Consider the following 13,249-nt stretch of genomic DNA (forward strand, 5'->3'; position numbering starts at 1 on the left):
GCCAGCCATGATAAGCGCCAACCCCCTGTAGGAGCGAGCCTGCTCGCGAAGGAGTGTCAGATACGGTGATGTCGACTGACACACCATCGCGAGCAGGCTCGCTCCTACAAGGATCTTCACGGCCCGCTGGATTTGCCCGACGGTCGGTTTTCACACAAAGCGCTAGTGCATTGACTACAGTTTGTAGTGTCGGCAGTCAGACTGCCACTACCGTGGTTGTTCAAAAAAACCCGGCCATATACCGGGTTCCACCTGATCAGGAGTGCACGATGGATCTCAGCCGTCGTCAGTTCTTCAAGGTCGCCGGTATCGGCCTTGCAGGCTCTAGCCTGGGCGCGTTGGGCATGGCCCCGACGACAGCCTTTGCCGAACAGGTGCGTCACTTCAAGCTTGCCCACACCCATGAAACCCGCAACACCTGTCCGTATTGCTCGGTCGGCTGCGGGTTGATCATGTACAGCCAGGGCGATGACGCGAAGAATGTCGCGCAAAACATCATCCACATCGAAGGTGACGCTGACCACCCGGTCAACCGCGGCACCCTTTGCCCCAAAGGTGCAGGCCTGCTGGACTTCATTCACAGCCCCAGTCGTCTCCAGTACCCGCAGGTGCGCAAGCCTGGCACCACGGAGTGGACGCGAATCTCCTGGGATGAAGCGCTCGATCGCATCGCCGACCTGATGAAGGCCGACCGCGACGCCAACTTCATCGAGAAGAACGCCAAGGGGCAAACGGTGAACCGCTGGCTGACCACCGGTTTTCTCGCGGCGTCGGCATCGTCCAACGAAGCGGGTTACATCACCCACAAGGTGATTCGCAGTCTCGGCATACTGGGGTTCGATAACCAGGCGCGTGTCTGACACGGTCCGACGGTGGCAAGTCTTGCCCCGACGTATGGCCGTGGTGCCATGACCAACCACTGGACCGATATCGCCAACGCGAATCTGGTTCTGGTGATGGGTGGCAATGCCGCCGAAGCGCACCCTTGTGGTTTCAAATGGGTCACCGAAGCCAAAGCCCACAACAAGGCGCGGCTGATTGTGGTCGACCCGCGTTTCACCCGTACGGCCTCGGTGGCCGACTATTACGCGCCGATCCGCACCGGGACCGACATTGCCTTCATGGGCGGGCTGATCAATTACCTGTTGACCGAAGACAAGATCCAGCACGAGTACGTGCGGGCCTATACGGACGTGTCGTTCATCGTCAAGGCCAGCTACGGTTTCGAGGACGGGTTGTTCAGCGGTTACGACGCGAGCAAGCGCAGCTACACCGACAAGTCCGGTTGGGGCTATGAAATCGGCGAGGACGGCTTCGCCAAAGTCGACCCGACCTTGCAAGACCCTCGCTGCGTCTACCAATTGATGAAGCAGCATTACAGCCGCTACACCCTGGAGCTGTCCAGTCAGGTCTGCGGCATGCCCGTGGACGCAATGCAGAAAATCTGGGAAGAGATCGCCACCTGCTCGCAACCGGGCAAAACCATGACGATTCTCTACGCGTTGGGCTGGACCCAGCACTCAACCGGCTCGCAGATGATCCGCAGCGCGGCCATGGTGCAATTGCTGCTGGGCAACGTCGGCATGCCGGGCGGGGGCGTCAACGCCTTGCGTGGGCACTCCAATATTCAGGGCCTGACCGACCTCGGCTTGCTGTCCAACCTGTTGCCCGGTTACCTGACCCTGCCGGCCGAAGCCGAACAGGATTACAACACCTACATCGCCAAGCGCGCACTCAAGCCGCTACGTCCCGGGCAGATGTCTTACTGGCAGAACTACGGCAAGTTCCACGTCAGCCTCATGAAGGCCTGGTACGGCGCCAATGCCACCGTCGAGAACAACTGGGGCTACGACTGGCTGCCCAAGCTGGACATTCCCGGCTACGACATCCTGAAAATGTTCGACATGATGGGCAAGGGCGAGGTCAATGGCTACCTGTGCCAGGGCTTCAACCCGATCGCCGCCTTGCCGGACAAAAACCGGGTGATGAAGGCGCTGGCCAAACTCAAGTGGCTGGTAGTGATGGACCCATTGGCTACCGAAACCTCGGAGTTCTGGCGCAACGTCGGGCCTTACAACGACGTGGAAACGGCCAACATCCAGACCGAGGTCATCCGCCTGCCCACCACCTGCTTCGCCGAAGAAAACGGTTCGCTGGTCAACAGCGGCCGCTGGCTGCAATGGCACTGGAAGGGTGCCGATGGCCCGGGGCTGGCGCGCACCGACGTGAAAATCATGGCCGAGCTGTTCTTGCGCCTGCGCAAGCGTTACCAGGCCAATGGCGGTGCCTGGGCCGAGCCGATCCTCAAGCTCGACTGGCCCTACAAAATACCGGATGACCCGACGCCGGAAGAGCTGGCCCGGGAATTCAACGGCTACGCCGTCGCCGATGTCACCGACGCCTCGGGCGCGGTGGTCAAGGCGGGTCAGCAGTTGTCCGGCTTCGGCCAGCTCAAGGACGATGGCAGCACGGCATCCGGTTGCTGGATTTTCTGCGGCAGCTGGACCGAGCAGGGCAACAACATGGCCCGGCGTGATAACAGCGACCCTTACGGGATGAAGCAGAACCTCGGCTGGGCCTGGGCCTGGCCGGCAAATCGACGGATCCTCTATAACCGCGCCTCGTGCGACCCGAAAGGCAAACCATGGGACGCGAACAAACGGCTGGTGTGGTGGAACGGCAAGGTCTGGACCGGCACCGACGTGCCCGACTACAAAGTCGACGCCGCACCGGAAGCGGGCATCAACCCGTTCATCATGAACCCCGAAGGCGTGGCGCGTTTCTTCGCCCTCGACAAGATGAACGAAGGGCCGTTCCCGGAACACTATGAGCCGTTCGAGACGCCCATCGGTATCAACCCGATGCACCCCAACAACAAGCAGGCGACCAGCAACCCGGCCGGGCGGATCTTCGATTCAGTCTGGGACTCCCTCGGGCAGGCCAAGGACTTCCCGTATGCGGCGACCAGCTACCGGCTGACCGAACACTTCCACTTCTGGACCAAGCATTGCCCGATCAACGCCATTACCCAACCCGAACAATTCGTCGAAATCGGCGAGGTGCTGGCCAAGGAAAAGGGCATTGCTGCCGGTGACCGAGTAAGGGTCAGCTCCAAGCGCGGGCATATCGAAGCGGTGGCGGTAGTGACCAAGCGGATTCGTCCGCTGCAGGTCAACAATCAGGTCGTTCACCAGATCGGTATCCCCTTGCACTGGGGCTTCACCGGCGCTACCCGTCACGGCTACCTGACCAACACCCTGGTGCCGTTCCTCGGCGATGGCAACACCCAGACCCCGGAATCCAAGTCATTCCTGGTCAACGTGGAGAAAGTCTAAATGGCCAGCCAAGACATCATTGCCCGCTCGGCCACCACCACCCCCGCGCCGTCGATACGCGGCGTGGAGGAAGTCGCCAAGCTGATCGACACCACCAAATGCATCGGCTGCAAGGCCTGCCAGGTCGCCTGCTCGGAATGGAACGAGTTGCGTGACGAGGTCGGTCACAACCATGGCACCTACGGCAACCCGCAGGACCTCACCGCAGAAACCTGGACCTTGATGCGCTTCACCGAGCACGAGACCGACGCCGGCAACCTGGAATGGCTGATCCGCAAGGACGGCTGCATGCACTGCGCCGAGCCCGGTTGCCTGGCGGCATGCCCCAGCCCGGGGGCGATCATCAAGCACGCCAACGGCATCGTCGATTTCGATCAGGACCACTGCATTGGCTGCGGCTACTGCATCACCGGTTGTCCGTTCAACATTCCACGGATCTCGCAGAAGGATCACAAGGCCTACAAATGTACGTTGTGTTCGGACCGGGTGGCGGTAGGGCTGGAACCGGCCTGCGTGAAAACCTGCCCGACCGGTGCCATCGTGTTCGGCTCCAAGGACGACATGAAGGAACATGCCGCCGAGCGTATCGTTGATCTCAAGAGCCGTGGCTTTGAAAACGCCGGTCTGTATGACCCCGCGGGCGTCGGCGGCACCCATGTGATGTACGTACTGCACCACGCCGATACGCCGAAACTGTACGCCGGTTTGCCGGCCGATCCGATCATCAGTCCCTTGGTCAACCTGTGGAAAGGCGTGAGCAAACCTCTGGCGCTGCTGGCCATGGGGGCGGCGGTGCTGGCCGGGTTCTTCCACTACGTGCGGGTCGGCCCGCAAGTGGTCGAAGAGGATGAACACCCGAGCCCGCCGGATACCTCGGTGCACGAAGTCGACCCGGCGGTGCATACCTTCGATCCCCGTGGGGAGGGTAAGCCATGAGCAACAAGACCATCCTGCGCTATACGAGCAACCAGCGCACCCATCACTGGCTGGTGGCGATTCTGTTCTTCATGGCCGGGTTGTCCGGGCTGGCGCTGTTCCACCCGGCGCTGTTCTGGCTGAGCAACCTGTTCGGCGGCGGACCGTGGACGCGCATTCTGCATCCGTTCATGGGCGTATTGATGTTCCTGTTGTTCCTCGGTTTAGTGCTGCGTTTCTGGCGCGCCAACTACTTCATCGCCAACGATCGCCTGTGGCTCAAGCGCATCGACCGGGTAATCAAGAATGAAGAGGAGGGCGTTCCACCCATTGGCAAGTACAACCCCGGGCAGAAGTTGCTGTTCTGGACTTTACTGCTGTGCATGCTGGTGTTGCTGTTCAGCGGCCTGGTGATCTGGCGCGCGTATTTCAGCGATTACTTCGGCATCACGCTTATCCGCTGGGCGAGTTTGCTGCATGCGCTGGCCGCTTCCGTGCTGATCCTGAGCATCATCGTGCACATCTATGCCGGGATCTGGATCAAGGGCTCGGTCAGCGCCATGGTGCACGGCTGGGTCAGCCGCGCCTGGGCGAAGAAGCACCACGAACTCTGGTACCGCCAAGTAACTCAAGATGAGACGCGTAACGCAGCACCCAAGCGACCGATCACCAAAAAGGGCTGACATTTGCCAACTATCCTGGAACCTGGAGAAATCGAAGCGGCGGCCAGTTCGCCGCCGTTTCTGTACATGCCACCGAATAACCTGTTCAGCCTGCGCGCCTTGCGCCTGGAAACGCTGGCCGAAGGGCACCAGCTGGCCGATTACCTGCGCCTGATTGCCGGATTGTGCCGGGTGCAGCAACAGGTGCTGGACGACCCGCCGCTGAGCGAGCCCCTCGACCGACAACGCATCGAGTTGTGCCAGCAACACGGCTTGCCGCCGTTCGCGGCCGACAGCCTGGCGCGCGAAGACGATTGGCAGCTTTACCTCGATGCTTTGCTGCAGCGCTATAGCGCATCGTCACAATCCGCCGTGGCCGATGCCGTGCAAACCTTGCGCCTGGCCGGTGCCGGGCAGCGTCGCGCCTGGGCGGTGGCGTTGGTCAGCGGCCAGTATTCGCTGGTGTCGGCAGCATTGGTGCCGTTTCTCGGTGCGGCGCTGCAAACAGCCTGGAGCCACTGGCTGTTGAGCACGCCCAATCTGCAACTTACCCCCGGTGACAGCCTCAGCCAGTGCCCGGCCTGTGGCTCGCCGGCCATGGCCGGGGTCATCCGCCATCGTGGCAAGTACAATGGTTTGCGTTATCTGGTCTGTTCGCTGTGCGCCTGCGAGTGGCATGTGGTGCGGGTCAAGTGCGTGTATTGCGAGCAGAGCAAGGGCCTGGAATACCTCAGCCTTAAAGATGACCGCCACGCCGCCAACCAGGCGCCGTTGCGCGCTGAAGTCTGCCCCGGTTGCAACAGCTATCTGAAGTTGCTCTATCTGGAGAACGATGCGGATGCCGAAGCGCTATCGGCAGACCTGTCCAGCCTGATGCTCGACATGCGCCTGACCCAGGACGGTTATCAGCGTCTGGCACCGAATCTGCTGCTGGCTCCGGGAGACGAATAACCGCAGGGTCTACACTCTGGCGCGAGGGTCTTTCGTTTTCAGGAGCGTCAGATGTCCGCACGCGGTGCCAGCCAACCCCTGCGTCTACCTTCCATCGACAGTCTGTTGCGGCACCCGGCGTGCCTGCCGTTGGCCGAGCGCTATGGACGCGACGCCTTGCTGAGTACCTTGCGGCTTTTGCTGGATGAGTTGCGCGAAGGGGTGCAGCAGGGGTTGCTCGAACCTGCAGAAGTCAGCGCCGAAGTGCTGGCGGGCAGGGTCGGCGAACGATTGACAACCCAGCATCGCAGCCATGTGCGCCGGGTGTTCAACCTCACCGGCACGGTGCTGCACACCAACCTCGGGCGGGCGTTGTTGCCCGAAGAGGCGATTGAGGCGGTGCAAATGGCGGCCCGCTATCCGCTCAACCTGGAATTTGACCTGCGCAGCGGCAAACGCGGTGACCGCGACGACCTGATCGAAGGCTTGATCCTCGAACTGACCGGCGCTGAAGCGGTGACCGTGGTCAACAACAATGCCGCAGCGGTCTTGCTGACCCTCAACAGCCTGGGTGCGCGCAAGGAAGGGATTATTTCCCGGGGCGAACTGATTGAAATCGGTGGCGCCTTTCGCATCCCCGACATCATGGGCCGCGCCGGGGTGAAGCTGATTGAGGTCGGCACCACCAACCGCACCCATGCCCGCGACTACGAGGCCGCCATTGGCCCGCGCAGCGCATTGATCATGCGCGTGCATGCGAGCAACTACAGCATTCAAGGCTTCACCACGCGTGTGGCGACGGCTGAACTGGCGAAAATCGCCCACCAGCATGGACTGCCGTTGCTCGAAGACCTCGGCAGCGGCAGCCTGCTGGACCTGACCCGCTGGGGCTTGCCCGCCGAACCGACGGTACGCCAGGCGCTGCTCGATGGCGCGGACATCGTTACCTTCAGTGGCGACAAACTGCTTGGCGGGCCGCAAGCCGGGCTTATCGTCGGCCGCAAGAAATTGATCGCCAGGATCAAGAAGAACCCGCTCAAGCGTGCGCTGCGGGTCGACAAAATGACCCTGGCTGCCCTGGAAGCGGTGTTGGCTTTGTACCGCAACCCGGACCGACTGGCCGAGCGCTTGCCGAGCCTGCGTCTGTTGACCCGGCCACAGGCCGATATCCTCGCCCAGGCTGAGCGATTGCGGCCAGCGCTGGCGCAGGTGCTGGGTGAGGGCTGGAGCGTCAGTGCCATGCCGTCACTGGGCATGATCGGCAGCGGCAGCCAACCGGTGGCACGGCTGGCCAGTGCGGCGCTGTGTGTGCGACCACTCACCTCGAAGCGTTTGCGCGGGCGATTTTTGCTGAGTCTTGAGCAGGCTTTGCGCGGTTTACCGATTGCGGTTCTCGGGCGCATTGACGACGACGCCCTGTGGCTGGACCTGCGACAACTGGACGACGAGCCGGCATGGCTGGCGCAGCTCGATCAATTACACGTGGAGGGCCGGACAGGGTGATTGTCGGCACCGCAGGGCACATCGACCATGGCAAAACCGCGCTGCTCCAGGCGCTGACCGGTCAGGCGGGTGACCGGCGCCGGGAAGAGCGCGAGCGCGGCATGACCATCGACCTCGGCTACCTGTATGCCGCGCTGGCGCCGGGAGCGGGCCTGACCGGTTTCATCGATGTTCCCGGCCATGAACGCTTCACCCACAACATGCTCGCCGGAGCGCAGGGTATCGATCTGGTGTTGCTGGTAGTAGCCGCCGATGACGGGGTGATGCCACAGACCCGCGAGCATCTGGCGATTGTCGAGCTGCTGGGCATTCCCCGGGCGCTGGTGGCAATCACTAAATGCGACCGGGTCGATGGTGCCCGGGTGCAGGCTGTTCGCGAGCAGGTGAGCGCATTGCTGGCGCCCGGTCCGTATGCCGGTGCACCGCTGATGGCGCTGTCGAGCGTGACCCTTGATGGCATCGGCACCTTGCGCCAGGCGTTGCTCGATGCCCAGCGTGAAGTGTCGCAACGCAGCACCGAAGGTGGTTTTCGCCTGGCGATCGATCGCGCCTTCAGCGTGGCCGGGGCCGGTATCGTGGTGACCGGTACGGCACTGTCCGGCCAGGTCGCGGTGGGCGATACCCTGCTACTGGGGCCACAAGGCAAACCGGTGCGCATTCGCGGCCTGCACGCGCAAAACCAGGCCACCGACCATGCCTTTGCCGGCCAGCGCGTGGCGTTGAACCTGAGTGCCGAACGGCTGGCCCTGGAGCACATCCATCGCGGCCACTGGTTGCTGGCCGCCGGCTTGTACGCACCGACACAGCGCCTGGACATCGACATGCAGTTACTCCCCGGCGAATCCCGCGCCTTCGAGCACTTTCAACCGGTGCACGCGCACCTCGGTACCCAGGACGTCACCGGGCGAGTCGCCTTGCTCGAAGGCACCAGCCTGGCGCCCGGTGGGCGGATGTTGGCCCAACTGCTGCTCAATGCACCGGTGCATGCGGTGAGAGGCGATCCGCTGGTCCTGCGCGATCAGAGCGCCCAACGTACGCTGGGCGGCGGCCGGGTGCTCGACCCGTTTGCCCCCACCCGGCAACGTCGCAGCCCCGAACGGTTGGCGCAGCTGGTCGCGCTGGCGAACAGCGCAACGCTGGAAGATGTATTGCCGACATTGTTGGCCCATAGTGACAGCGGGATCGATCCGCAGCGCCTGGAACGGCAGTTCAACCGACCGCGCAGCAGTTGGGTGTTGCCCGCTGACGTGCGCTTGATCGACACCCGTCAAGGCGCGTTGCTGTTCAGTGCCAGCCGTTGGGAAGCCTTGAAGGTGGCGGTACTGGAGCACCTCGCACGCTTTCATCAGCTCGATGCGGATCAAATGGGGCCGGACCGGGATCGCTTGCGTCGATTCGCCGGCAGCACGATGGAACGCGCGACATTTATCACCCTGCTCGAGGAGTTACTGGCCAGCGGCGACATCGCCAGCAGCGGCCCGTGGTTGCATCTGCCCGGGCATCAGGTGCGCTTGAGCGAAACGGACGAAACCCTGTGGCTGCACTTGCAGCCGTTGTTCGAACAGGCCGGTTTCGACCCGCCGTGGGTGCGCGACCTGGGGCATGAGGAAGCGGCCGTGCGCGACTTGCTGCGCAAAATGGCGCGCCTGGGCTTGATGCACCAGGTGGTGCGCGATCTGTTCTATACCGACAGCATGATTCGCCGATTGGCGGCTATGCTGTTGCAACTGGCCGACGCCAACCCGGTGATTCAGGTGGCGGCATTTCGGGATGCGGTGGGCCTGGGGCGCAAGCGCAGCATTCAGATACTGGAGTACTTCGACCGTATCGGCCTGACCCGGCGCTTTGGCGATCGACGACAGATTCGCCCGGACAGTGCGTTGGCCCGGCGCAATGAGCACTGATTCAAGGGCATGATTCAGAGGCAAGACTTCAAGGAAGGCAATCGCGCCCGGTGGCGCGGCCGGGCTTCAAACCCGGTTGGGGACGGCATCCGTTCCCGGGCAGGTTCGACTCCGGCTGCCTTCCGCCACTTTCCACTCAGAACGGCCCGAAGTCCAACGGGTACTGGATGACCACGTACACCCGGTCGATGTCATCGCCGGCCTGGGCCGCGTTGGCCCGGTGCGACACATGGGACAGTTGCAGCGACAAGCCCTTGGCCGCCCCGGACTGCACGACGTAGTGCAGGTCGATGTCGCGCTCCCAGTGTTTGCCCCCGTCACCCTGTTGCGGCACGAAGGTGCCGGTCGCCGGGTCGAACGGGTTGTAGGCCCCGCCTTGTGGCGCATGGGTGCCGTCGATCTGGTCGCCGGTGACGTAGCGGGTCATGAACTTCAGGCCGGGTACCCCGAAGGTGGCCAGGTCCAGGTCGTAGCGAACCTGCCAGGAGCGTTCGTGGGCGCCGTTGAAGTCGGCGTACTTGATCGAGTTGGCCAGGTAGATGGAGTCGCCACCGACAAAATCGAACGGCGTATCACCGTTGATTTTCTGATAGGCCAGGGTGAAACCATGGGCGCCCAGCGTGTATCGGCCGGACAGGCTGTACGCCGTATTGTCGATGGCGCCGGCCAGTGCCTGACCGGTGTCCCGGGTGTGATAGAGGTTGGCGTCGAGGAAGACTTCGGTCTGCTTGAAGTGCAGGTTGCCGTAGTACTGATGCCAGGTGTCAGTCAGATCCGAGGCATACAGGGCGCCACCGACCGGGCTTTGGGTAAACAGGTCTGCGCCGACAAACGAAATGCCGCCGGCCTCGGTGTTGGCGCCATAACCGAAAAAGTTGCCCTTGCCTGACGCACTGTCCTGATTCTTGAATGCCGTGAAGTGGCCGGCCTGCAGGTTCATACCGTCGATTTCGCGGCTGTCGAGCAGAAACCCGGTGGCGTACTCCGGTTGCAGGCGTTTGTCCGCGGTGTCGAACACCGGGCTTTCGACCTCCATTTCACCAAACGCCAGGGTGGTGTTCGAGGCCTTGAGCTTGATCGCGCCGCCACCGCCGGAGTAATCGCTTTCACTGCGGCCGTCACTGCCCACCGGCAGTAATCCGGTCCCGGAATGGCCCTTGCCGCCATCGAGTTTCAATCCCAGAAAGGCATGGGCATCGAGGCCGAAGCCGACCGTGCCCGGCGTGAAACCGGATGTAAAAGCGCCGATAAAGCCTTGAGCCCATTCGGCTTTGTAGCTCTTGCCGGTTGGCGAAGGGGATCGATAGTCGCTGTTCAGGTAAAAGTTTCGGCTGAGTACGCCAAGGGTCGCTCCGTCGAAAAATCCTTCTGCGCCTTGCGCCGGTTCATCGGCCAGTGCGTGGGTAGCGAACAGGCAGAAGCACAGGGCAATCGTCACCCTGAAGTCTTGCGGGAAGAGGGTCATCAATGGCTCACCACAGGGGGTAGCGACTGCGATGATTCACTGTAGGAGCGAGCTTGCTCGCGATGGTCGTTAACGATAACGCTTGTTTACTGGCTAAACGCGGCGTTCTTGAGACCATCGCGAGCAAGCTCGCTCCTACGGGAGTCCGCCTGCAGTCGCTGGTTTTTCAACGGACCTTAATGGCCTTCGGATGCACCAAACATGGTCTTGGCGTAGATCAGGCCCAGACCGTAGGCACCACCGTTGGCAATCGAGGTTTTCACCGTTTCGTCGTAGGTCTCGGTGCGGGCCCAGTCGCGTTGCAGTTCCAGCAGGTATTGCAGCGCGGTCATCGGCCGGGCGCCGATCTGGATCATGCGCTGCATGGCCATTTCATGGGCTTCGGTGCTGACGTCGCCACAGGCATCGGCAATCACATACACCTCGAAGCCCTGATCGATCGCCGACAGCGCCGGGCCGACGATGCAAACGGACGTCCACAAGCCGGCGAGGACAATCTTCTGCTTGCCGATGGCATTGACTTCCACAGCAATGCGTTCGTCTTCCCAGGTGTTCATGCTGGTGCGGTCGATGACGTTGTGTTCCGGGAACACAGCTTTGATTTCGTCGAAGATCGGCCCGGAAAAGCTCTTCTCGGCGACGGTGGTGAGAATGGTCGAGACCTTGAAGCCACGGGCTGCCTTGGCTACCAGTGCGGCGTTGTTGCGCAGGGTCACGGCATCGATCGACTTGGTCGCGAATGACATCTGCGACTGGTGGTCGATCATGATCAGGGTGTGGTCGGTCGGGGTCAGCAGGGTTTTGCCGGGGACTGCTTTTGCAATGGCCATGACAGGGTCCTTACGGGGTGAGTGAGGACGTCATGGTTACGCAGATCGAATCGGGAATATTGAATTGGTGTGCTGTCTTTGACCGCCGTGTGCAGTGAGCGTGGCGCGTACCTGTAGGAGCGAGCCTGCTCGCGATGAGGCAGGTACATTCAATAATGATGTCGGCTGACATGCCGCCATCGCGAGCAGGCTCGCTCCCACAGGGATTGGTGCTTACCAATTCTGCTCAGTTCGTTTTCACCACGGCCGGTGGGGTCCATTGGCCATTGAGTGCTTCGGACTCTGGCCAGTAAGCCCGGATATACAGCGAAAAACTGGCATCCCTGGGCGAGGGCAGCCAGTTGCTTTCCTTGTCCTTGCCGGGTGATTCGCTTTGCACGTAAAGGGTCAACGAGCCATCAGGGTTGGTTTGCAGGGACTTGTTCCTGGTGCCAATGGAATAGCGCTTGAGGGCATTCGGGGCGAAGAAGTGTTGTTCGTTGTACAGCGTCAGCGACCAGAAGCCCCTGACTGGCGGCAGCTTGCCTTTGGCGAATGTCACGCTGTAGCCGTACTGACCGTTAAGGCGCAGGCCGTTCTCATCCAGGTCCTGGTAGAAGTATTTGGCCTCTTTCTGCTGGTTCACGAAAATGTTCGAGCGCGCCACGGCGGTACGGGTGAAATAGTCGGTGCCGAACGCTGCGCCGTTACTCACCGTGCTCCAGTGATCGGGCAATTGCAGGCCATAGTTGCGGAACTGCAACAGCGGGTCGATCACTTCGCTGTCGGCCTTCCTCGCCTCGTCGATCATCGCGGCCCGAAGTTTGGGGTCGGCCTTGGCGATGGCCGCCAGGGCGGCCATTTGTGCGTAGCGAGACTCTTCGCCCGGCAATGGCTTGGCATCCTTGAGCAGGGTCGGCAGTTCGTCGAAGAACTTCTCCGGTATCACCCATTTGGTTTCGGCGTTGCCTTCGGAAGCCTGGGCCGGGAATTTCGGCAGCCTGGCCCAGGCACGCGTCTTCATCTTGCCGTCGTACTGCGACAGTGGGTACATGTCGATGCCCGACAGTGCCGGTTGCACAGCCAGACGGTCGGTAGCGGTGTCATCCAGGAATACCCGCGGGATCACGAACCCGGTGTTGGTGCGCGCTCGGTACACCCGCTTGATGCCGGGCGGCACCTTGCCGTTCCAGTCCGGGCCGACCAGCAGGTAGAAACCCGGTTGGGTGTTATACATTTTGCCCAGTTCGGCAAAGCTGTCGGAACGCAGGTCGACCACCTGATACACCCAGAAACGGCCGTCGAAGTCCGGTACTTGCAGCACCACCGGCTCAATGTCCAGGGCGATGCTGCCGGCGCCGTACACCACGTCCTGGTTCGGACAGGCCACCAACCGCTCGGCCGGGTCGATGTAGTCGCTGAGCATCGACAACCGATTGATCGGAGCCACGGGCACGATGCCGCCCATCAATCCGGGTTCGGGCAGGTTTTTTAAGGTCTCGCGACGATTGAAGATGTTGGCCATCGGCCAACCCCAGAAATACGCCTCGCGCGCCATCATGCGCACGTACGGCTCAGTGACTTTGGTGCCGGCGACGGGGCCCGCGACCGCGCTGGCGGCGGTGGCTTCGACAGCGCGGTTCTGTGCCCCCGGCAGAGGAGTGGCGGCGAGCGTACTGGCAATGGTCAAGGCAAAAAGAGCGTGGCGTCGGGGCAAACGAATCAT

The 13,249-nt window shown here is 62.0% G+C and carries 9 protein-coding genes and 1 tRNA gene; 7 read left to right on the forward strand and 3 right to left on the reverse strand.

What is annotated here, in order from left to right:
• Positions 1-269 precede the first annotated feature (269 nt).
• From fdnG to C8K63_RS04175, 7 genes are all read left to right on the forward strand, one after another.
• On the forward strand, positions 270-3,335 hold the full coding sequence (gene fdnG / locus C8K63_RS04145; protein ID WP_146176370.1) for a formate dehydrogenase-N subunit alpha: 3,066 nt from the start codon (positions 270-272) through the stop codon (positions 3,333-3,335).
• A complete protein-coding gene (gene fdxH, locus C8K63_RS04150) occupies positions 3,336-4,271 on the forward strand; it encodes a formate dehydrogenase subunit beta (protein WP_108215531.1) in 936 nt (311 codons plus the stop codon).
• Positions 4,268-4,933 (forward strand): formate dehydrogenase subunit gamma, encoded by a 666-nt coding sequence (locus C8K63_RS04155; protein WP_108215532.1) that lies wholly within the window; start codon positions 4,268-4,270, stop codon positions 4,931-4,933. Before fdxH ends, C8K63_RS04155 begins: the two co-directional genes overlap by 4 nt.
• Before the next feature lie 3 nt (positions 4,934-4,936).
• Complete coding sequence (gene fdhE, locus C8K63_RS04160; RefSeq protein ID WP_108215533.1) at positions 4,937-5,863, forward strand: formate dehydrogenase accessory protein FdhE; 927 nt, start codon at positions 4,937-4,939, stop codon at positions 5,861-5,863.
• Between the two features lie 51 nt (positions 5,864-5,914).
• Complete coding sequence (gene selA, locus C8K63_RS04165; protein WP_108215534.1) at positions 5,915-7,345, forward strand: L-seryl-tRNA(Sec) selenium transferase; 1,431 nt, start codon at positions 5,915-5,917, stop codon at positions 7,343-7,345.
• Positions 7,342-9,249 (forward strand): selenocysteine-specific translation elongation factor, encoded by a 1,908-nt coding sequence (gene selB / locus C8K63_RS04170; protein WP_108215535.1) that lies wholly within the window; start codon positions 7,342-7,344, stop codon positions 9,247-9,249. The genes selA and selB overlap by 4 nt, the downstream gene beginning before the upstream one ends.
• A 32-nt stretch (positions 9,250-9,281) precedes the next feature.
• Positions 9,282-9,377, forward strand: a tRNA-Sec gene (locus tag C8K63_RS04175).
• Between the two features lie 8 nt (positions 9,378-9,385).
• Here C8K63_RS04175 and C8K63_RS04180 read toward each other — a convergent pair.
• The 3 genes from C8K63_RS04180 to C8K63_RS04195 form a co-directional block, all read right to left on the reverse strand.
• Positions 9,386-10,714, reverse strand: a complete 1,329-nt coding sequence (locus C8K63_RS04180; protein ID WP_108215536.1) for an OprD family porin — start codon at positions 10,712-10,714, stop codon at positions 9,386-9,388.
• A gap of 176 nt (positions 10,715-10,890) precedes the next feature.
• Positions 10,891-11,544, reverse strand: coding sequence for a hydrolase (locus C8K63_RS04190; protein WP_095942163.1), 654 nt, complete (start codon positions 11,542-11,544; stop codon positions 10,891-10,893).
• Positions 11,545-11,770: 226 nt separating this feature from the next.
• Positions 11,771-13,249, reverse strand: coding sequence for a DUF1254 domain-containing protein (locus C8K63_RS04195; RefSeq protein WP_108215537.1), 1,479 nt, complete (start codon positions 13,247-13,249; stop codon positions 11,771-11,773).

It is taken from the genome of Pseudomonas sp. GV085, from assembly GCF_003050925.1.
In the GTDB taxonomy this organism is placed as follows: domain Bacteria; phylum Pseudomonadota; class Gammaproteobacteria; order Pseudomonadales; family Pseudomonadaceae; genus Aquipseudomonas.